This window comes from Comamonas suwonensis, from assembly GCF_012844455.2.
GTDB lineage: Bacteria > Pseudomonadota > Gammaproteobacteria > Burkholderiales > Burkholderiaceae_C > Comamonas > Comamonas suwonensis.
This window is the reverse complement of record NZ_JABBCQ020000002.1, coordinates 341,680-361,952: the sequence shown is the minus strand read 5'-3', so window position 1 is coordinate 361,952 and position 20,273 is coordinate 341,680. Positions and strand designations below refer to the sequence as shown.

Below are 20,273 nucleotides of genomic sequence, written 5' to 3'. Positions count from 1 at the left end.
AAAAAACCGTACACCCAAATGCTTGAGGAATGGTTCCGGGTGCGCCGGTGTCGCAGCGATGCAAGCCACGTCACACGATGTCAAAAATTCTCAGATGGAGCCCTCAGATACAGCTTGACGAATGACGCCAGCATTTGACGGCTTCAGACGGGTCAGGGTTTTGGAGCAAAGACGCACTGGTCTGTTGTCTGGGGGCTTTTCGGGCGTTCTATGGCATTCAGAAAAGAGCGTACCAGCAGGCTTTCGCTGCGCTCTTTCATGCAATACACATAGGTGGTGGTTCTGGCTGGATCGCCCGCAATGCGCACGGGTTTGAAGCGCGGGTCGGCAATGAACTCGGCTTCGGACACGGTACCCACGCCCAGACCACGCGCCACGGCTTCACGAATGGCTTCACGGCTGCCGATCTCTAGAGAAGTGCGAGGCTCAATCCCCGCTTCTTGCAGAACTTTTTCCAGTGCAGAGCGTGTGGTGGAGCCCTGCTCACGCAGCAGCAGGGGCTGGCCTCGCAGCTCATGAATTTCAATCTGCTCGCGCCGCGCCAGCGGGTGATCGACATGGGCAAACAAGATGATGGCGTGGCGCGCATATTCGAGGGCCAGTAGCTCGGGCCTGTCGTAGAAACCGGCCAGTACAGACACGTCGGTGGTGTAGTTCTCCAGATCCTGCAGTACTTGCTGAGAGTTGCCCATGCGGATAGACAGCTGTAGCTGTGGGTGGCGCGCGCGGTAGCTGGCCACCATTTCAATCACATGAAAGGGTCCCACGGCCCCGATCTTGAGTTCGCCCTGATTGAGCTGGCCCGAGTCACGCAGAAAGAACTCGGTTTCTGACTCCAGCGCCAGCAGCTTCTGCGCCAGCGCCATCAGTTTGTGACCAGCGCTGGTGAGCGTCATGCGATAGCCCTGACGGTGAAATAGCTCGATCTGGCTTTGCCGCTCCAGTGTGGCGATCTGGCTGGAGACCGTGGGCTGGCTCACTCCCAGGCTGCGGGCTGCAGCGCTCAGGCTGCCTTGCTGTGCGACGGAGATAAAGGCGCGATAGCGGGCGGTGCTCATGCAAATGTCATCTCAAGGTTGAATCTATAGAAGCTGTCAAAACTGATTTTGAAACCTTCACATGACAGTCATATGTCGTCCCTAACATTTGCATCAACGCACTGCAATGACGGTGCGATGGCTCCAGCGAGAGCTGCACTCTACAGACGCACATGCAAAGGATGAACCTCATGACGATGACCCGCAAAACCTGGCTGAAAGCCGCAGTCGCCAGCCTGACCCTGGCAGCCACCACCGGCGTCATAGCGCAGCAGCTCACCGAGCTGCGCGTGGGCCTGATCCCCTCTGAAGATGCGCAGGCCATGATGCGTGCCAGTCAGCAGGTGATGGAGCAACTGGCTGCGAAGACGGGCATGAAGGTCAAGCCCTTTGTGGCGAATGACTACAACGGCGTGATCGAAGCCATGCGCTCGGGCAAGATCGATGTGGCATATTTCGGCCCGTTCTCCTATGTGCTGGCCAGCCAGCTGGCGCAGGCCGAGGCCTTTGCCATTCCTGTGGCCAAGAAGTCGGGCAAAAGCTCGTACCAGAGTCTGATCATCAGCAAGAAAGACAAGGGTCTGACCAGTGTGGCTGCGCTGCAGGGCAAGACCTTTGCGTTTGTCGATCCCAGCTCGGCATCGGGTCATTTGTTCCCCAAGGCTGGACTCAAGGGTGATGGGGTTGACACCGACAAATACTTCTCACGCGTGATCTTTTCGGGTTCGCATGACGCCAGCATCATGGCCGTGGCCAATGGCAAGGTGGATGCAGCAGCTGTGGCCGACCCCATCTTTCAGACCGCCGTTGCCAAAGGGCATGTGAAGGCTGAGGACTTCCAGATCATCTGGCGCTCGCAGCCCATCCCTGAATCTCCCATGGCCTGGCGCAAGAACCTCGACGAAGCCACGAAGAAAAAAGTAGCCGCCGCGCTGGCCGAGATCAAGGGCCTGCCCTGGGGGGACCGCGGCGAGCTGAACGGCTTTGCTCCGACCAACGATCAGGCCTACGACGTGGTGCGCAACACCGCCAAGGCCCTGAATCTGGACCTGGGGAAGATGAAATGATCACCATCCGCAATCTGCGCAAGAGCTATGGCAGCAACCACGTGCTGCACGGTATCGACATGGATGTGAAGGCGGGTGAGTTTGTGGTGATGCTGGGCTTGTCCGGCGCAGGCAAGTCCACCTTGCTGCGCTGCATGAATGGCCTGAACCAGCCTGACAGCGGCCAGCTGCAGGTGGGGGGCATTGACCTGATGCAAAAGCATTCGCGCCGCGAACTGGCCCGCCATGTGGCCATGGTGTTTCAGCACCACAACCTGGTACAGCGCCTGTCGGTGCGCAAGAACGTGCTGACCGGGCGACTGGGGCAGGTGGGCACGCTGGCATCGGTGCTGCAGCTGTTCAGGCAAAGCGATATCGCGCTGGCCGATGCATGCCTGCAGCGCGTGGGCCTGGCCCACAAGGCTGATGAGCGCACCGAAGCGCTGTCGGGCGGGCAGATGCAGCGCGTTGGCATAGCACGGGCCCTGGCCCAGCAGCCGCAGGTGATTCTGGCGGACGAGCCCGTCGCCAGTCTGGACCCCAAGACCGCCCGCAGCGTGCTGCAGTATCTGCGCGAGGCCACGCGTGAGCTGGGCATTGCCGTGGTCTGCAATCTGCATCAGGTTGATTACGCCAAGGAGTTTGGCGATCGCATCGTCGGTCTGTCGCAAGGGCGCATGGTGTTTGATGGAGCGCCTGAGCTACTCAATGAAGATGCGCTCAACGCTATCTACAGCACCGATATGCCGCACCCGCCGCAGGCACAAGCAGAGCCGGGCATGGTGCTGACCGCGCCAGGCGCATGGTTGCCCAAGCCCATGTCTGCCGTAGCCACTGCAAGAGGTTTGCAATGAACAGTCCCAGCTTGAAAAACACGCCGGATCGCTGGCAATGGACGGCGGCACGCCCCGCAGGTATCAGCGGCTGGCTGGGGTATGCAGGGCTGGCTCTGGCGATTGTCTGGGTTCTGCACTGGAGCGCAGAGGGCGCACAGATGAGCTGGGGCGAGCTGGCGGGCGGCATGCCGCAGATTGGCGACTTTTTCTCGCGCTCTGTGCCACCGGACTGGAGTATGTTGCCGCGCCTGTGGGCACCGGCGCTGGAGACGATTCAGATTGCCGTCTGGGGTACGTTGCTGAGCGTGATTCTGGCGCTGCCTCTGTCCTTTATCGCGGCCAGCAATTTGCACAGCTGGCACTGGCTGCGTCGCATCACGCGGCAGTTTCTCAACGTGGTGCGCAGCATCAACGAGCTGATTCTGGCGCTGGTCTTTGTCTCGGCTGTGGGCCTTGGACCTTTCCCCGGTGTGCTGGCGCTGGCCCTGCACGGCATGGGCATGCTGGCCAAGTTCTTCGCCGAGGCGATCGAGGAAATCGACGAAGGCCCGCTGCAAGCCCTGCGCAGTGCCGGTGCCACGCAGTTGCAGATCATTGCCTTTGGCGTGGTGCCGCAGGTGATCACCGCGTGGATTGCCGTGGTGCTCTACCGCTTCGAAGTCAATCTGCGTTCAGCCACCGTGCTGGGCATGGTGGGCGCGGGTGGTCTGGGTTTTGAGCTGGTCAGCAGCCTCAAGCTCTTTCGCTATCAAGAAACGGCGACCTGCATCATCGTCATCACGGTAATGGTGATTGCCGCCGACATGGTCTCCAACTGGCTGCGCAGCCGCATTCAGCAGGGCACGCGCCACTGATTCAGCGGCAGTGCAACTGCGCACGGCTGTCTTAAGCACTCCCAAAACATGAGCTGCTTGCGCTTGATACACAAGCGTGAGGGGTAGATTTCGCTCAAAAAAACGCAAAAGGTACTTCTCGTGTGGACCTATCACAACCCCGTGCACACCCATGTGGGCCGCAACAGCCTGAGCCAACTGCCTGCCTTGCTGGCTGGCCGCAGCTGCCTGCTGGTCACTTTTCCCGAGGCCGATGGCCTGGGGCTGGTGCAGCGTGTGCGTGCCCTTCTGTGCAGTCAGCTGCGCGGCGTGATCGACAGCATTGCGCCCAACCCCGATGTGCAATGGCTGGCTCCTTTGTACGAGATGGTGCAGCGCGATCATGCCGAGGTGCCCGTTATCGTGGCACTGGGCGGCGGCAGCGTCATTGACTCAGCCAAGGCCTTGCTGTGCGCCACAGACTCCGGGCAATTCTCGGATTTGCTCTCGATTTTGAAGCAGGGAGCGCAATTGCCACCAGCGCCACACAAGCATTTGATTGCCATTCCCACCACGGCAGGCACGGGGAGCGAAGTGACGCCCTGGGCCACGATCTGGGATCAGGCGGGGGGGCAGAAGTACTCGCTGCACCAGCATTGCACCTGGCCCGAGGCGGCGGTGATTGATGCCGACTTGATGCTCAGCCTGCCGGCGGGCGCGACGCTGGCCTCTGGGCTGGATGCGCTCTCGCATGCACTGGAGTCCATCTGGAATGTGAACCGCAACTCCATATCGATGGCGCTGGCCGTGCAGTCGGCCCGCCGCACGCTGGCCACATTGCCTGCGCTGATGCGGGACTTGCACAACCCACAACTGCGCAGCGATATGGCTGAGGCCGCGCTGCTGGCCGGGCTGGCTTTTTCCAATACCAAGACGGCGCTGGCGCATTCGCTGTCGTACGACATCACGCTGCAGCATGGCGTGCCGCATGGTCTTGCCTGCTCATTCAGCTTGCCACTGGTGCTGGAGATGGCGCTGGGCGCAGATGCCGTGGCGGACGCCGCGCTGCTCTCCATCTTTGATGCCATGGCACCTGCCGTTGCCGTGCAGCGCCTGCAGCAGTTTTTGCAGCAGCTGGGTGTGGCGACGGACCCCGCGCATTACGGCATCGCCTCCGCTGACTGGCAGACCATGGTGACCAAGGCCGCCAGCGGCCCGCGCGGTCGTAACTTTATTCGCAGTATTTCAATTTGAAAGCCCAGGTTTGATCATGAACACCACCACCCATACCGAAGAGCAAGCCGTTTCCAAGGCCTCCACTACCGCCACTGGCGACCTGTCGCCGCTGCAAGCCGTCATCTTTGACTGGGCCGGCACGCTGGTGGACTTTGGCTCGCTTGCGCCCACACAGATTTTTGTGGAAGCCTTTGCCAGCTTCGGTGTCTCCATCACGCTGGCGCAGGCGCGCGGGCCTATGGGGCTGTCCAAATGGGACCATATCTACCAGTTGCTGCAGGACGAGAGTATTGCCGCCCAGTGGCAGACCCGCTTTGGCCACAGCCCGGGCAATGAGGATGTGGATGCCATCTACGCCCGCTTCATGCCCATGCAGATTGCCAAGGTGGGCGAGTTTTCTGCGCCTATCGACGGCGCGGTGCAGACCCTGCAATGGCTGCGCGATCAGGGACTGAAGATTGGCTCCTGCTCCGGCTATCCGCGTGAAGTTCTCAACCAGTTGTTGCCGCAGGCCGCAGCAGCCGGTGTGCAGCCCGACTATGTGGTGGCTGGCGATGAACTGGAAGCTGGTGGCCGCCCCGGCCCATATATGGCGCTGTCCAATGTGCTGGCTCTGGCCGTCAGCGATGTGCGTGCCTGTGTGAAGGTGGACGACACCGTTCCTGGAATTGCGGAAGGCCTGAATGCCGGCATGTGGACCGTGGGGCTTAGCCTGTCGGGCAACGAAGTGGGCTATAGCCTGCAGGAATTTGCCAATGCGCCAGAGGATGAGGTCAACGCCCGCGTGGCTTCTGCCGAGGCCAAGCTTAAAAAAGCAGGGGCGCATTACGTGGTGCGCAGCGTGATCGATTTGCCTGACGTGCTGCAAAGCATTGCCGCGGAGATGCGAGCCGGGCGCAAACCGGTTTGATGTGGGACGAGAAACAAAAGAGAAAATGCCAAAGGGCTGCCTGTGGGCAGCCCTTTGGCGCGCGCAGAATGTGGATCGGAGATCGCCTGCAGGAGGCCGCCTTTATCGCCATTGTTAATGGTTTCTGGCGTTACCTAGACCTTCGGCGTAGCACAGTCTGTCAATGCCTTCGCGCTGGATCTCTGGTGGGCATGGTGCTCAGGCTACATCACGAGCCGCTGTGTTGGCCTCTGGCCCGCCCTGCTCATGGTGTTCAATCACTTTGCGCATCAGCTGCGCAAAAGTCTCCCGTTCTTCGTCGCTCAGTGGGTCCAGCATGCGCTGCTGGGCTTGCAGCACGGCTGGGCCAGCGCTGGTCAGCAGGGCTTCTCCATCAGCGGTGAGCGAGAGCAGGCGCACCCGGCGGTCTTTGGCGGTTTGCTGGCGCTGCAAAAGGCCGCGTACTTCCAGGCGGTCGATGACGCCGCCAATAGTGGCTTTGTCAAAGCCCACTTCCACACTCAGCGTGCGCTGATCAATGCCTGGCAGGTGCACCAGTTTTTGCAGCACAGCAAATTGCAGAGGCGTGATGCCCCATGCATCGGTGGCCTGCGTAAACATGGCCACAGCCACTTGTTGCAAGCGGCGAATGCCATGGCCGGGAAAGGTCTCAACCTCCAGTCGAGGGAAGACGGGTTGGTTGTTGTCACGGATGGTAACCGTCTCCCGAGAGTCTGCTTGATTCATGGTTAACCCTTATTTTGTTTGCGTTTTGATGTACAGATAATACGCTGCATACATCTGGTGTGTATGCATACTATATGCATGCATATCTAAGATAATGGAAAGCAGTCCGCCAGCGCTTTCCGCACAAGATTCACCTGACGCACTAGAGGCCTTCATGCAATTTCATCTCAATGGTTTTCGTCCCGGCAGCCCGCTGGTCGCTGAGGCCTCTCCACTGGCACATGCCCATACCGAAACCGTACCCGCCAAGGTGGATGTCCTCATCGTGGGTTGTGGTCCTGCAGGCCTGACGCTGGCCGCGCAGCTGGCGGCATTCCCGGACATTCATACCTGCATCGTCGAGCAGAAGGAAGGTCCCATGCAGTTGGGCCAGGCCGACGGTATTGCCTGCCGCACCATGGAGATGTTCGAGGCTTTTGACTTTGCGGACCAGGTGATCAAGGAAGCCTGCTGGATCAACGATGTCACATTCTGGAAGCCTGATGACAAGACACCCGGCAACATCGCCCGCCACGGCCGTGTGCAGGACACGGAAGATGGTCTGTCGGAGTACCCGCACGTCATCCTGAATCAGGCACGTATTCATGACTTCTATCTGGAGCGCATGCGCAATTCGCCCAGCAAGATGGAGCCTCACTACGCCCGCCGCGTGGTGGATGTGAAGGTGGACCACAGCGCTGCCGATTACCCCGTCACCGTGACGCTGGAGCGCGTTGATCCACAGCACGCCGGGCAGATCGAAACCGTGCAGGCCCGCTATGTGGTGGGCTGCGATGGTGCGCGCAGCAATGTGCGCCGAGCCATGGGACGCCAGCTGGTGGGCGATTCGGCCAACCACGCATGGGGTGTGATGGACGTTCTGGCGGTTACCGATTTCCCCGACATTCGCTTCAAGGCTGCCATTCAGTCCGAGCACGGCAATGTGCTCATCATTCCGCGTGAAGGCGGCCATCTGGTGCGTTTTTATGTCGAGATGGACAAGCTGGGCGTGGACGAGCGTGTGGCCCATCGTCAGATCACGGTGGAGCAGTTGATTGAAACCGCACAGCGCGTCATTCACCCCTACAAGCTGGATGTGAAGAATGTGCCCTGGTGGTCGGTGTATGAAATCGGCCAGCGCATCTGCGACAAGTACGACGATGTGACGGATGCCGTCGCCACCGAAAATTCGCCGCTGCCTCATGTGTTTATCGCTGGCGATGCCTGCCACACCCACAGCCCTAAGGCTGGGCAGGGCATGAACTTCTCCATGCAAGACACCTTCAATCTGGGCTGGAAGCTGGCCGCCGTGCTGCGCAAGCAATGCGTGCCTGAGCTGCTGCACACTTACTCATCTGAGCGTCAGGTCGTTGCCCAGCAACTGATTGACTTTGACCGCGAGTGGGCCCAGATGTTCAGCGACCGCGCCAAGGAAGGCGGCGAGGGTGGCGTGGACCCCAAAGAGTTCCAGAAATATTTTGAGCAGCATGGCCGCTTTACCGCAGGCGTGGGAACGCATTACGCACCCTCGGTGCTGACGGGCGAGGCTGCGAACCAAGCGCTGGCTACCGGCTTTACGGTGGGGATGCGTTTTCACTCAGCGCCTGTAGTGCGCGTGTCGGATGCCAAGCCTGTGCATCTGGGTCACTGCGGCAAGGCTGATGGTCGCTGGCGTCTGTATGCGTTTGCAGGTCAGGCGGATCTGGATCAACCTGAATCCGGTCTGTTGGCGCTGTGCCGCTATCTGGAGACCGATCCTGCATCGCCCCTGTGCCGCTTCACGCCAGCAGGGCAGGACATGGACAGCATCTTCGATGTGCGCGCTATTTTCCCGCAGGCTTATACCGATGTGGCGCTGGAGAAGCTGCCCGCGCTGCTATTGCCAAGCAAGGGCCAGCTGGGTCTGCTTGACTATGAAAAAGTCTTCAGCCCTGATTTAAAGAGTGCAGGTCAGGACATCTATGACATGCGCGGCGTGGACCGTCAGCATGGCGCGCTGGTCATCGTGCGGCCTGACCAGTATGTGGCCCAGGTTCTGCCCTTGGGCGATCACGCCGCGCTGAGCGCGTACTTTGAGGCCTTTATGCTTGCGTGATGGAATGGATCCCCCGTGGATGGGACTGAAAGGAGGGCTAGCCCTCCTTTTTCATGGCGCTGTTTGCTACGATATTTGCAGTGGGTCTTTTCCAGTCAGCTTGCTTTGTAGAGGTAAATCATGTTGCTGATCGTGGGGACGGTGCGACTGCCGCCCGAAAATCTTGAACGCGCCAGACCGGCCATGCTGGCCATGGCACAAGCATCCCGCGCAGAGGTGGGATGCCTTGAGTATGGCTATGCGGAAGATGTATTTGTGCCAGGACTCATTCATGTCAAAGAGTTGTGGAGCGACCAGGCTGCGCTGGATGCGCATTTCGCATCGGCCCATATCCAGACTTGGCGTGCTGCGTGGCCTGCTCTGGAGATTGGCGACAGAGATTTGCGGGTGTATGAGGTCGGTCAGCCGCGCGTAACCTGAGTCAATAGGTGGCCCCGCTCAGCCTTGCCTGACGATATCGACCGAGATCTCCACCGCGGTGCTTGAGCCCCGGTTTTCGAGCCAGTGCGTGGTGTTTCGGTCCTCGGGCCAGCCCACTCCAGGTCCGTAGTTCGTCGCTACGCCATTTCGATGGTCGGTGATCGTGCCTTCAAGGATAAAGACCGTGCCGGGTCTGTCCTTGTGGTTGTGAACCGGGCCAAAGACGCCTCCTGGCGCTATGGTCACCAGGCGCATGCGGAGCTGGCGCCCTGCCATGCCGTCGATCTCGGGGCCAAGGTCGACGGTTGAAAGCAACTTCACTGTCACACCCTTTGTTTCGGGTACCTGCTGTTCATGGGACATCTTGCGCTCCTTCACATTCAATCAGAGCCTTCGATACAACGCGCTTTTGCTGCGTTTTTTGTTGCGCTGTCTGGCAAGGCCGGTGCACTGCTCAAAAGTGTGATCTCTCGTCGGCGCATATGAAAGGGCAAGGCCATGCCATCGGCATGGCGTAATCTAGTTCCCTGTTGTCTCAGAAGACTGGGGAGGCGGCTTGTGCTTGTTTGGTCTTTCCCCTTGTGTGACCTTATCCAGGCGAATCCTCGACAATGCGCACATGACTTCCCAAGAACAACCGCACAACCCGCTGCATGGCTTGACGCTGGAGCGCATCGTCTCCGATCTGGTGGACTACTACGGCTGGAGCGAGCTGGGCCGCCGCGTGCAAATACGCTGCTTCAATCAAGACCCCAGTGTTGCGTCCAGCCTGAAGTTCTTGCGTAAAACGCCCTGGGCGCGCGAGCAGGTCGAGCAGCTATATGTGAAAACGCAGCGTGCGTATGAGCGTGAGCAACGCGGCTATTGATGGTGTGATGGATTGAGCAATTTAGCGCTGGCACATGATCTGCACAAAAAAATGCGGGACCGTGGCCAGCGCTTTTTTCAGCGCAGAAAGCGCTCGGCCAGCTGGCTCCAGAACGCTGCGCCATAGGGCAGGTTGGCGTCGTTGAAGTCGTATTTCGGGTTGTGCAGGCTGCGCCCGCCGTCCGAGGGGCCGTTGCCAAGACGCACCAGTGCGCCGGGGCAGCGCTGCAGCATGTAGGCAAAGTCTTCGCTACCCATGAGCTGGGGAAAGGCTGTATCTACCGCCTCGGCACCCACCAGGTCCGTGGCCACCTGCGCCGCAAGCTCTACGGCCTGCGCATTGTTGGCCAGTGCCGGGTAGCCTTCCACATAGTTGATTTCCGCCCGTGCACCGTGCCCCTGAGCAATGCAGGTGATGAGTTCGGTAATACGTGCTTTGAGCAGAATGCGTACGGCAGGTGAGTGGGAACGCACGCTGATGCCAATCTCGGCATCGGCCGGAATGACGTTCAGCGCATCGCCCGAGCGCAGACGGCCCACGGTGACCACCGCCGATTCGGTCGGGTCCACATTGCGTGCCACCACGGTTTGCAGGCTGGTGACGATGGCAGCCGCTGCCACCAGCGGGTCCACCGCCAGGTGCGGGCGGGCGGCATGGCCGCCCACGCCGACAATCTTTACGAACACGCGGTCACCAGCGGCCATGAAGGAGCCGCTACGCATCGCGAACTGGCCTTGCGGCAAGCCCGGGTGGTTGTGCATGGCATAGACGGCATCGCAGGGGAAGCGCTCGAACAGGCCTTCTTCCACCATGGCCTTGGCACCGCTGTCAAAGCCGCGCTCTTCGGCGGGCTGAAAGATCAGGTGCAAGGTGCCGCTGAAGTTGCGGTGGCGCGCCAGATACTTGGCCGCGCCCAGCAGCATGGTCATATGGCCGTCGTGGCCGCAGGCATGCATGCAGCCTGCGATGAGGCTGGCATGCTCGGCGCCCGTGGCTTCCTGAATCGGCAGCGCATCCATATCGGCGCGAATGCCCAGGCGGCGGCTGCCATCGCCGTGACTCAGCGTGCCGACCAGGCCCGTGCCGCCGATGCCGCGCGTGACCTCGTAACCCCATTCGGCGAGCTTGCCTGCGATGAAGTCGGAGGTGCCGTGCTCGGCAAAAGCCAGCTCGGGGTTCTGGTGCAGATGGCGGCGAATGGAAACCAGCTCCTGCTCATAGGGCAGGAACTGGGCGATACGGGCGAAGCTCATCTGTTGCGTAGCGGTCGCTGTCATTCGAGAACGATGTTATTGGCCTTGGCGATGCGCGTGTAGAACTTGATGCGCTCGATGATCTCGGCACGGTAGGCCTGTGGCTTGAGCTCTTCCGGCACCATCATGCCCTTCTCGGTCCAGGTGGCGTGGGTTGAAGGGTCCTGCAGTACCGTGCGCATGGCCTGGTAGAGGCGGTCGATGATGGGCTGGGGTGTCTTGGCCGGTGCGGCGATGCCGGTCCAGGAGGTGAGGTTCAGGTCGGGCAGCTTCAGCTCGGCAAAGGTGGGCACATCGGGCAACTGGGCCACGCGCTGAGGGGCGGCCACGGCGAGAGCACGCAGCTTGCCGTTTTTGATGCTGGCCAGATTGGTGGACAGATTGTTCCAGGCCAGCTGAACTTGGCCCGACATCACGTCCGTAATGGCCACGCCGGCACCTCGATAGGGCACATGGGTGAGATTTATCTTGGCCTGTGTCTTGAGCAGCTCCATGCTCAGGTGCGAGACGGAGCCTGTGCCTGCGCTGGCGTAGTTCAGCTTGCCAGGGTTGGCCTGGGCATATTTGACCAGATCGGCAAAGGTACGCACGGGCAGGCTGGCGTTGACCAGCAGTACATTGGAAAGGCGGTCGATCAGTGTGATGGGCGCAAAGTCATTGACTGCGTCGTAAGGCAGCTTGGGGGTGACGGCGGGGTTGACGACATGCGTGCTCTGCGAGGTGACGATCAGCGTGTAGCCGTCGGGCTTGGCCTTGGCCACCAAGGCCGAGCCCAGTGAGCCGCCAGCGCCGCCCTTGTTGTCCACGATGACGGGAACGCCCAGCAGACGGCTCAGGCGGTCGGCCATCAGACGGCCCGAGTTGTCGACCGAGCCACCGGGCGTGAAAGGTACGACCAGTGTGATCGGCTTGTTGGGATAGGGTGCCTCTGCATGAGAGAGAGGGGACAGGCCGGCAGCAGCGGCCAAGCTTACGAATTCGCGACGGTTGATTTGCATGTTATGTCTCAATGGATAAGGCGCGAGATTACGTAGGCGTCAGCCGCTCGGCAAACGACATTCTCGTCATGTGCGATGACATAATGTCATCGCTCCCATCATGAAAATTCGCTCCCCCTCACTGGTCGAACTGCACGCATTCCTGGCGGTCTGCCGCCACGGAAGTTTTCGCCGTGCGGCCGACGAGCTGTGCGTCACGCAGGCAGCGGTCAGCCGTGCCGTGCAGCGGCTGGAAGAGCATTTGCAGGGCAGCCGCCTGTTTGAGCGCAACTCGGCAGGGGTCTCGCTCACGGCGCGCGGAGAGCAACTGCGCAAGCTGACCGAGCGCCATGTGCTGGCGCTGGAACTGGCGGCCGAGACACTGGGCCGAGCCGCCATGCCGCAGCTGGTACGCCTGAGTGTCATCCCCACATTGTCTATTCAATGGCTTATGCCGCGCCTGCCTGAGTTCAATCAGCGCCACCCCGAAGTGCATGTGGAGCTGAGGCAGTTCAAGCATGACGAAGACTTCACGCGCGACGATGTCGATCTGTGGGTAGAGGTCAAACGCCCCCACCGCCGCTGGCCCGAGCAGGTGCAAGCCCGCTACTTGCTGGGGCGTGAGCTGGTTCCGGTATGCGCACCGGCCTTGAGCCCTCAATTTCATCAGCCCAGCGATTTTTTGACGGCCAGCCTGCTGCACCACACCAATTTCCCGGACAACTGGGCACTGTGGTTGGCCCAGGCGGGTGTGGCCGATAAGCCGCAACTGGGCCCGGGCTTTGATCTGACCATGCATCTGATTGTGGCTGCCAAGGCCGGAATGGGCGTGGCCGTGGTGCCGCGCTGTCTGGTACAAAAAGAGCTGCAGGCGGGCGAGCTGGTGATGCCGTTTGACACCACCGTTTCTTGCGGCCGTGGTTATTACCTGTGTTGGAACCAGGATGCCCCCCGCTTTGCAGCGCGAGACAGGTTTGCTGCGTGGCTGGTTGAGCAGGCCGATGCAGACAATCAGCCTGAAGGCGGATTGTCTGCTGCACTTTAAGGCGCGCTGCTAGCTTGAAGATTTAGCCCGTGAGTTGCTGTGCATGGTGGCGCAGATGGTCGTCGATAAAGGTCTGGATAAAGTAGTAGCCGTGGTCGTAACCGGCTTGGCGGCGCAGGGTCAGTGGTTGACCGGCCTTGGCACAGGCGGCTTCAAAGGCTTCGGGCAGCAGCTGCTTTTCCATCAGGAATTTATCGGCCAGACCCTGGTCGATCAGAATGCCGCCGGGGTAGGGGGCGCTGGTCTGCGTGCTCATCAACTCGCTGGCGTCATGCTTGGCCCATTCGGCCTTGTCGTCTCCGAGGTAGCCGGTGAATGCCTTTTGGCCCCAAGCGCAGTTCACAGGATTGGCAATGGGCGCAAAGGCCGAGAGCGACTTGAACTTGCCGGGGTGGCGCAGCGCCAGTGTCAGCGCGCCGTGGCCGCCCATGCTGTGACCGAAGATGCCCAGACGTGCCATGTCCACAGGCAGTTTGCTGCCCACGAGCGGCAGCAGGTCGTTGAGGATGTAGCTTTCCATGCGCCAGTGCAGCGCCCAGGGCGTGGTGGTTGCGTCGAGGTAAAAACCTGCACCTACACCAAAGTCCCAGCTGTCCGCCTCCCCCGCCCGACCCGCGCCGCGTGGGCTGGTGTCGGGGCAGATCAGGGCGATGTTCAGCTCTGCTGCCAGACGCTGCGCACCGGCCTTGGCCATGAAGGTTTCTTCGGTGCAGGTCAGGCCAGCCAGATAAATCAGCGCGGGCACCTTCTCGCCCAGCACGGCCTTGGGCGGCAGATAGATGGAGAACTTCATGTTCAGTCCAATCTCGCTGGAGAAATGCTCGTAATAGCGCTGGGCGCCGCCAAAGCAGGCGTGGGCGGTTTTGAGTTCGAAAGAAGAGGACATCAGATGCTCCTGAATAGAAAGCTGCATGCGCATGTTGAAAAAGGGTTTCAAGCCTTTTGATGCCTGAAACCCTTGCTTTGAAGGCGCTAGCAGCTATGGTTTTGATTATTCAGCGTAGTTGACTACGGAACGGATCGACTTGCCTTCGTGCATCAGGTCAAAGGCTTCGTTGATCTTGGCCAGGCCCATGGTGTGGGTCACAAAGGGTTCGAGCTGAATCTTGCCGCTCATCGCGTCTTCCACCATGCCGGGCAGCTCGCTGCGGCCTTTGACGCCGCCGAAGGCCGTGCCCATCCACTTGCGGCCAGTGACCAGCTGGAAGGGGCGGGTGGAGATTTCCTGACCGGCACCGGCCACGCCGATGATGACGGACTGGCCCCAGCCGCGGTGGGCGCATTCCAGCGCCGCGCGCATCACGTTGGTGTTACCGATGCACTCGAAGCTGTGGTCCACGCCCCAGCCGGTCATCTCGACAATGACTTGCTGGATGGGCTTGTCGAAGTCCTTAGGGTTCACGCAGTCGGTGGCACCGAAGGTCTTGGCCAGATCGAACTTGCCGGGGTTGGTGTCGATAGCGATGATGCGACCGGCCTTGGCCAGCTGCGCGCCCTGAATCACGGCCAGACCGATACCGCCCAGGCCGAACACGGCCACGGTGTCGCCGGGTTGCACCTTGGCGGTGTTCTTGACGGCACCCAGGCCCGTGGTCACGCCGCAGCCCAGCAGGCAGACCTGCTCGGGGTTGGCATCGGGGCTGATCTTGGCCAGCGAGACGGCCGCCACCACGGTGTACTCGCTGAAGGTGGAGCAGCCCATGTAGTGGTAGATCGGCTCGCCGTTGTAGCTGAAACGGGTGGTGCCGTCGGGCATCACGCCCTTGCCCTGGGTGGCGCGCACGGCTGTGCACAGGTTGGTCTTGCCGCTCTTGCAGAACAGGCACTCACCACATTCGGCGGTGTACAGCGGAATCACATGGTCGCCGGGCTTGACGCTGGTCACGCCTTCGCCGACTTCCACCACAATGCCTGCGCCTTCGTGGCCCAGCACGGCGGGGAAGATGCCTTCGGGGTCGTCACCGCTCAGGGTGAAGGCATCGGTGTGGCAGACGCCGGTGTGGGTGATCTTGACCAGCACTTCGCCCTTTTGGGGTGGCGCGACGTCGATCTCGACGATTTGCAGGGGTTCTCCGGCTTTGAAGGCAACGGCGGCGCGTGATTTCATGATGGTCTTTCTGTAGAAGGCGGGGAAAGCGAAGCCGCCAAAGGGCGTTGCGTGCTTCGCTTTGCGAAACCTCGACTGTAGAACATGTGAGTGCGCTCACCCAGCGCAATGGCCGCAGGCACAGCCATGTTGGCCGCAGATCACGCTATCTCACGGCACCTCAGGGCGTCTCAGTCCTCCCTGCTCGGCTGCAGCGGCCCCCAGACCTCGGTCTGTGTCTCTTTCGGGCCCTTGTCGGTGTAGGCAGGCTTGACTTCGATGGGCTCACTGTCCGTGCATTCCGTCACCGCCCATTGACTGGGCTTGAAGCGCGCATCGGGGCCGTCGGGCTCGGGTTTGCCGAATTCGGCCACGATGTCGTAGTCGATCAGCGGAACATTGAAGCGTGCCTGTTGGCCTTTCTTGCACTCCAGATAAGGGCGCGACGGGTCGAGAACCCAGCCGCCATAGCCATCCTGGGCCTTGTCATCGAAATGGAACACCGGGCCGATGCGCTGATCGCGGACCAGCTCCAGCACGCCCCCGTTCATGGCCGAAGCCCAGGTGCCCGCGACCTGTACCGGATGGGCAAAGCGCACGGCATCCAGCCGGCTCATGCGCAGCGGGCGCTGGGGCTCGCCATTGTCAAAGGCGTCATAGCGGTTGATCAGGCTGCCCTTGGGGATCAGCAGCTCGCCATATTGAAAGTCCTGCGGCAGCACAAACTGCTGGCGGCTTTGGCGATAGTGGGTTTGCAACGCGAAGTCTTGCTGAAACTGCCAGCTTTTGAACTGTAAAAACACACCCCAGAGGCAACCCACGACGGCGATCACACTGAAAACCATGGTGCTGGCGCGCCAGAAGCGTGGGCGCTGATCGGCAGGCAGATGCCGGTTGCGCAGCTTCCAGCTCAGGCCGTAGAGCAGCAGACCGGCTCCCAGCAGCACAGCAACAAATGGGTAGAGCAACAGCAAAAGCTGCGGCCAGGAAAACAAGGGGCCAGGAATCATGGGGTATCTCTCAGCACGGGATTCCACAACTGTAGCGGTGGTTGCTCGGGCGGGCGCGCCGATGCAATGGCGGGTCTGCGTATAGTGGCAACTCTTTGCTGCAGCTTTATCAATAAAGGCCTGTAGCTCTTTATCCACCTGCGCTTTAAGCTCTTATTTTTGATATGGAACACCGCCACGCTGGCGCGCACCGCATTGATCTGGTCGTCTACCCGGGCTTCAAGGCCCTGGAGGCCATAGGCCCCATGTCCGTCTTCGATTACGCCAATATCCACCTGCGCGCCCGTGACCAGCAGGGTGGGTATGAGGTGCGCATTACATCGGCGGCGCAGGGTGTGGTGCAGTCCGATACCTTGATGGCGCTGCAGGCCACGCAGTCGCTGAGTGATCTGGCTGCAAACGGCACGGGCTGCACGGTGATCGTTGTGGGCTCGCGCCATATCGAGACGGTGCTGGGCACATCGGGTGAGCTGGTGCAGTGGCTGCAGTCCATGGCCGCCCGTGTGCCGCGCCTGATTGCCCTGTGCTCGGGCAGCTTCTTTCTGGCCGAGGCCGGCTTGCTGGACGAGCGCCGTGCTGCCACGCACTGGAGCGTGGTCAAGCTGCTGGCCCAGCGCTACCCGCGTGTGCAGGTGGATGCCGATGCCATTTATGTGCGCGACGATGTGAAAGACAGCGATGGCGAGCGCCAGATCTGGACGTCGGCTGGGGTGACTGCAGGCATTGATTTGGCGCTGGCCGTGGTGGAGCAGGACTTTGGTCATGCGCTGGCGCTGGAGGTGGCGCGGGATCTGGTGATGTATCTCAAGCGCCCCGGTGGCCAGTCCCAGTTCAGCGTACCGCTGGCCGCGCAATCCACCCAGCACCGGGGGGTGCAGGCGGTGCAGCAATGGCTGCTGGCGCATCTGAATCAGCCCGTGACATTGGCCCAAATGGCCGAGCAGGCGGCGATGAGCGAGCGCCACTTTCGCCGTGTCTTTCAGCAGGAAACAGGGCAAAGCCCATCGGCCTTTGTAGAAAACGCAAGGCTTGAAGCGGCCAAGCAGCTGCTGGAGGCGCAAAGCCAGTGGCCGCTGAAGACCGTGGCCGCCCATGTGGGCCTGGGCTCGGAGCAGGCGTTGCGCCACCTGTTTGTCAAGAAGCTGGGCATTACGCCTGTGGCTTACCGGGAACGCTTCGGGGATTGATGGACCATAAAACGGCGGTAGGGGACGGGGTGCTCTTCTATATGTGACGCTGACTCATGGGTAAGTGAGCATGAGCCTTCATGGTCGCCTGTAACTTTTATAATCGCGCCGCCATTGCTGCAGGTGCTTTGAGCCCTTCGCAGCGATTCACACGGAGATGCCCGGGACTCTGACGTCGCTCCGGTATCCGTTCCCATTGCGAATGACGCATGGGCGTGTGACCCGAATTTCAGCTATCTAAAATCATCATGAGCAGTATTGCTATCTCTTCCATTCTGGTGGTCCTGAGTATTCTGGCCATCATTTTTCTCACGGCCAAACTTAAAGCGAACGTCTTTGGCGCGCTGTTTGCCGTCTCGCTGCTGCTGGCGGTGTTCGGCACCAGCCTGCCCCTTCCCAAGGTGACGGATGCGCTCAAGACCGGCTTTGGTAACACGCTGGGCGGTATCTCCTTCATCATCATCTTTGGTGCTGCGATTGCCGTATGTATGCAAAAAAGTGGTGGTGCCCTGAGCATTGCCACCCACATCCTGAATCTGGCCGGCACAAAAAATGCCAGACCCGCCATGGCCTGGACGGGTTTCATCCCCGGCCTGACCATCTTCTGTGACACGGGCTACATCATTCTGAGCGGCATCGCCCGCAGCATCAGCGCCAGCTCCAAGGTGCCCATGCCGCTGATCGCGTCCATTCTGGGGACATCGCTGTATGCCGTGCACTGCCTGGTGCCCACGCACCCCGGTGCACTGGCCGCAGCCACCACGCTGAATGCCAATCTGGGTCTGCTGGTGCTGGCTGGCGTGCTGTTTGCCATTCCCGGCCTGCTGGCGGCTTACTACTGGGCCAACTGGATGTGCAAGGGCAAAGACTACGCACCTGCCGTGGCTGAAGACAGCGAGCAGCAATCCACCGCCAACCTGCCATCGTTCGGTTTCTCCCTGCTGCCCGTGGTGCTGCCACTGGTGCTGATCTCCATCTCTACATTGCTCACCACACTGGGCTACAAAGATGGCTTTGCCACCATTTTTCACTTCATGGGCAACCCCCCTGTCGCCTTGCTGGTAGGCATGTTGTGCGGCATGTGGCTGCTGGCCTGCAACGGCGGCAAAAAGGGTGACTTCAGCGCCGTGCTGGAAGAGGCCATCATCAAGTCCGGCCCCACGCTGATCATTACGGCTGCAGGTGGCATGTTCGGAGCCATCATCAAAGAAACCGGCGTGGGTGGCGCACTGGGCCAGGCTCTGGGCAATGCCTCTATCGGCCTGCTGGTGCCGTTCATCATTGCTGCGCTGCTCAAGACGGCACAGGGTTCGTCCACCGTGGCTGCGCTGACATCGGCGGCCATCATTGCGCCAAGTCTTGCCACCTTTGGTCTGGATTCAGAAACCGGCCGCATCTTTGCGGTGCTGGCCATTGGTGCTGGTTCCATCGTGGCGTCGCACGCCAATGACTCCTACTTCTGGGTGGTGACCAAGTTCTCCCAGATCGAAATGGAAGACTCGCTGCGCGTGTTCACCACCTCCACCATCGTCATGGGCATGGTCAGTTTTGCTTGCATCTGGGTGGCCAGCGCCTTCATGCTCTGAACCGGTAGGACTGCATCATGAAAATTGTGATCGCCCCCGATTCCTACAAGGAAAGCCTGTCCGCGCTGGAAGTGGCCACGCAGATCGAGCTGGGATTCAAGGAAATTTTCCCGGACGCCGAATACGTCAAAGTGCCCATGGCCGATGGCGGCGAGGGCACGGTGCAAGCCATGGTCGAAGCCACGCAGGGCCGTCAGGTTGACGTCGTAGTGACGGACCCGCTGGGCCAGCGCATCACCGGCTTCTACGGCCTGACGGGCGACGGCCGCACCGCCATGATCGAAATGGCTGCGGCCAGCGGTCTGGCCCTGGTGCCACCCGCGCAGCGCAATCCCAACATCACCACCAGCTACGGCACGGGTGAGTTGATCATCGCTGCGCTGGATGCGGGTGCCCGCCACTTGATTCTGGGCATTGGCGGCAGCGCCACCAATGACGGCGGCGCTGGCATGTTGCAGGCGCTGGGCGTGCAACTGCTGGATGCGCAAGGCGTTGAACTGGCACGCGGCGGTGCGCCGCTGGCTCAGCTGGCGCGCATTGACATGAGCGGCTTGGACATGCGCCTTGCCGAATGCCAGATCGAAGTGGCCTGCGACGTGGACAACCCGCTGACTGGCGAGCGCGGTGCATCGGCCATCTTTGGCCCGCAAAAAGGTGCAATGCCTGACATGGTGCAGTCGCTGGATGCCGGCCTCAAGCACTTTGCGGCCATCATCGAGCGCGACTTGGGTGTGGCCGTGGATGCCGTGGCGGGTGCTGGTGCCGCAGGCGGCATGGGCGCGGCCATGATGGCTTTCCTCAAAGGGCAGCTACGCCCTGGCTGCGAAATCATTGCGCGTGCCGTGGGTCTGGAAGCTGCTGTGCGTGATGCTGACCTGGTCATTACCGGCGAAGGCCGTATTGACCAGCAGACCATCTTCGGCAAAACGCCCTTTGGTGTGGCCACCGTGGCCAAGCAGTTTGGCAAACCTGTCATTGGCATTGCCGGTGGTCTGGGTGCCAATGCGCAAGTGGTGCATGAGTATGGCATTGACGCCATCTTCAGCGTGCTCAGCCGTATCTGCACCTTGCAAGACGCGCTGGCCGAGGCCGAGCACAATGTGCGCTCATCGGCACGCAATATTGCCGCCGTGCTGGCCATGGGGCAGCGCATGGGCTGAAGCG

General features: G+C 60.8%; 20 protein-coding genes. 12 read left to right on the top strand and 8 right to left on the bottom strand.

Annotation, left to right across the window (positions count from 1 at the left end):
* Positions 1 to 152: 152 nt before the first annotated feature.
* Entirely contained in the window at positions 153 to 1,058 is a 906-nt protein-coding gene (locus HF327_RS03775; RefSeq protein WP_169106948.1) for a LysR substrate-binding domain-containing protein, read from the bottom strand.
* 170 nt (positions 1,059 to 1,228) lie between these two features.
* Here HF327_RS03775 and phnD point away from each other — a divergent pair, with 170 nt between their 5' ends.
* The 5 genes from phnD (at position 1,229) to phnX (ending at position 5,877) form a co-directional block, all read left to right on the top strand.
* Entirely contained in the window at positions 1,229 to 2,104 is an 876-nt protein-coding gene (gene phnD / locus HF327_RS03770; protein WP_169106947.1) for a phosphonate ABC transporter substrate-binding protein, read from the top strand.
* Positions 2,101 to 2,937: a phosphonate ABC transporter ATP-binding protein gene (phnC, locus tag HF327_RS03765; protein ID WP_169106946.1), complete on the top strand. Its 837-nt coding sequence runs from the start codon at positions 2,101 to 2,103 to the stop codon at positions 2,935 to 2,937. Before phnD ends, phnC begins: the two co-directional genes overlap by 4 nt.
* Positions 2,934 to 3,773, top strand: a complete 840-nt coding sequence (gene phnE / locus HF327_RS03760; RefSeq protein ID WP_169106945.1) for a phosphonate ABC transporter, permease protein PhnE — start codon at positions 2,934 to 2,936, stop codon at positions 3,771 to 3,773. Before phnC ends, phnE begins: the two co-directional genes overlap by 4 nt.
* Before the next feature lie 120 nt (positions 3,774 to 3,893).
* Positions 3,894 to 4,985: an iron-containing alcohol dehydrogenase PsrA gene (gene psrA / locus HF327_RS03755; RefSeq protein WP_169106944.1), complete on the top strand. Its 1,092-nt coding sequence runs from the start codon at positions 3,894 to 3,896 to the stop codon at positions 4,983 to 4,985.
* 16 nt (positions 4,986 to 5,001) lie between these two features.
* Complete coding sequence (gene phnX, locus HF327_RS03750; RefSeq protein WP_169106943.1) at positions 5,002 to 5,877, top strand: phosphonoacetaldehyde hydrolase; 876 nt, start codon at positions 5,002 to 5,004, stop codon at positions 5,875 to 5,877.
* Between the two features lie 198 nt (positions 5,878 to 6,075).
* On the opposite strand, the gene HF327_RS03745 is transcribed toward phnX, so the two are convergent.
* Complete coding sequence (locus HF327_RS03745) at positions 6,076 to 6,603, bottom strand: MarR family winged helix-turn-helix transcriptional regulator (RefSeq protein WP_169106942.1); 528 nt, start codon at positions 6,601 to 6,603, stop codon at positions 6,076 to 6,078.
* Between the two features lie 154 nt (positions 6,604 to 6,757).
* On the opposite strand from HF327_RS03745, the gene HF327_RS03740 reads away from it, so the two are divergent.
* On the top strand, positions 6,758 to 8,677 hold the full coding sequence (locus HF327_RS03740; protein WP_169106941.1) for an FAD-binding monooxygenase: 1,920 nt from the start codon (positions 6,758 to 6,760) through the stop codon (positions 8,675 to 8,677).
* A gap of 120 nt (positions 8,678 to 8,797) precedes the next feature.
* Positions 8,798 to 9,097, top strand: a complete 300-nt coding sequence (locus tag HF327_RS03735) for a putative quinol monooxygenase (RefSeq protein ID WP_169106940.1) — start codon at positions 8,798 to 8,800, stop codon at positions 9,095 to 9,097.
* 18 nt (positions 9,098 to 9,115) lie between these two features.
* On the opposite strand, the gene HF327_RS03730 is transcribed toward HF327_RS03735, so the two are convergent.
* Positions 9,116 to 9,460, bottom strand: coding sequence for a cupin domain-containing protein (locus HF327_RS03730; protein ID WP_169106939.1), 345 nt, complete (start codon positions 9,458 to 9,460; stop codon positions 9,116 to 9,118).
* A 256-nt stretch (positions 9,461 to 9,716) separates the two neighbouring features.
* On the opposite strand from HF327_RS03730, the gene HF327_RS03725 reads away from it, so the two are divergent.
* A complete protein-coding gene (locus HF327_RS03725; protein ID WP_169106938.1) occupies positions 9,717 to 9,965 on the top strand; it encodes a VF530 family protein in 249 nt (82 codons plus the stop codon).
* Between the two features lie 77 nt (positions 9,966 to 10,042).
* Here the strand turns inward: HF327_RS03725 and HF327_RS03720 are convergent, their stop codons facing one another.
* Both HF327_RS03720 and HF327_RS03715 read right to left on the bottom strand, forming a co-directional pair.
* Positions 10,043 to 11,242 carry a M20 aminoacylase family protein gene (locus HF327_RS03720; RefSeq protein WP_169106937.1) on the bottom strand — a complete coding sequence of 400 codons (1,200 nt, stop codon included), beginning with the start codon at positions 11,240 to 11,242 and terminating at the stop codon, positions 10,043 to 10,045.
* Entirely contained in the window at positions 11,239 to 12,216 is a 978-nt protein-coding gene (locus HF327_RS03715; RefSeq protein WP_169106936.1) for a Bug family tripartite tricarboxylate transporter substrate binding protein, read from the bottom strand. The genes HF327_RS03720 and HF327_RS03715 overlap by 4 nt, the downstream gene beginning before the upstream one ends.
* Positions 12,217 to 12,316: 100 nt before the next feature.
* On the opposite strand from HF327_RS03715, the gene HF327_RS03710 reads away from it, so the two are divergent.
* Positions 12,317 to 13,240, top strand: a complete 924-nt coding sequence (locus HF327_RS03710) for a LysR substrate-binding domain-containing protein (protein WP_169106935.1) — start codon at positions 12,317 to 12,319, stop codon at positions 13,238 to 13,240.
* A 22-nt stretch (positions 13,241 to 13,262) separates the two neighbouring features.
* Here the strand turns inward: HF327_RS03710 and fghA are convergent, their stop codons facing one another.
* The 3 genes from fghA to HF327_RS03695 all read right to left on the bottom strand — a co-directional run bounded on the left by fghA (position 13,263) and on the right by HF327_RS03695 (position 16,336).
* Positions 13,263 to 14,126: an S-formylglutathione hydrolase gene (gene fghA, locus HF327_RS03705; RefSeq protein ID WP_169106934.1), complete on the bottom strand. Its 864-nt coding sequence runs from the start codon at positions 14,124 to 14,126 to the stop codon at positions 13,263 to 13,265.
* A 105-nt stretch (positions 14,127 to 14,231) separates the two neighbouring features.
* Positions 14,232 to 15,347, bottom strand: a complete 1,116-nt coding sequence (locus HF327_RS03700; RefSeq protein ID WP_169106933.1) for an S-(hydroxymethyl)glutathione dehydrogenase/class III alcohol dehydrogenase — start codon at positions 15,345 to 15,347, stop codon at positions 14,232 to 14,234.
* Positions 15,348 to 15,517: 170 nt separating this feature from the next.
* Positions 15,518 to 16,336, bottom strand: a complete 819-nt coding sequence (locus HF327_RS03695; RefSeq protein ID WP_169106932.1) for a hypothetical protein — start codon at positions 16,334 to 16,336, stop codon at positions 15,518 to 15,520.
* Positions 16,337 to 16,500: 164 nt separating this feature from the next.
* Here HF327_RS03695 and HF327_RS03690 point away from each other — a divergent pair, with 164 nt between their 5' ends.
* The 3 genes from HF327_RS03690 to HF327_RS03680 all read left to right on the top strand — a co-directional run bounded on the left by HF327_RS03690 (position 16,501) and on the right by HF327_RS03680 (position 20,269).
* Positions 16,501 to 17,523: a GlxA family transcriptional regulator gene (locus tag HF327_RS03690; protein ID WP_169106931.1), complete on the top strand. Its 1,023-nt coding sequence runs from the start codon at positions 16,501 to 16,503 to the stop codon at positions 17,521 to 17,523.
* A 248-nt stretch (positions 17,524 to 17,771) separates the two neighbouring features.
* On the top strand, positions 17,772 to 19,109 hold the full coding sequence (locus tag HF327_RS03685) for a GntP family permease (protein ID WP_169106930.1): 1,338 nt from the start codon (positions 17,772 to 17,774) through the stop codon (positions 19,107 to 19,109).
* Between the two features lie 17 nt (positions 19,110 to 19,126).
* The gene (locus tag HF327_RS03680) at positions 19,127 to 20,269 is read left to right on the top strand and encodes a glycerate kinase (RefSeq protein ID WP_169106929.1); all 1,143 of its coding nucleotides are present in this window, start codon (positions 19,127 to 19,129) and stop codon (positions 20,267 to 20,269) included.
* Positions 20,270 to 20,273: the final 4 nt, after the last annotated feature.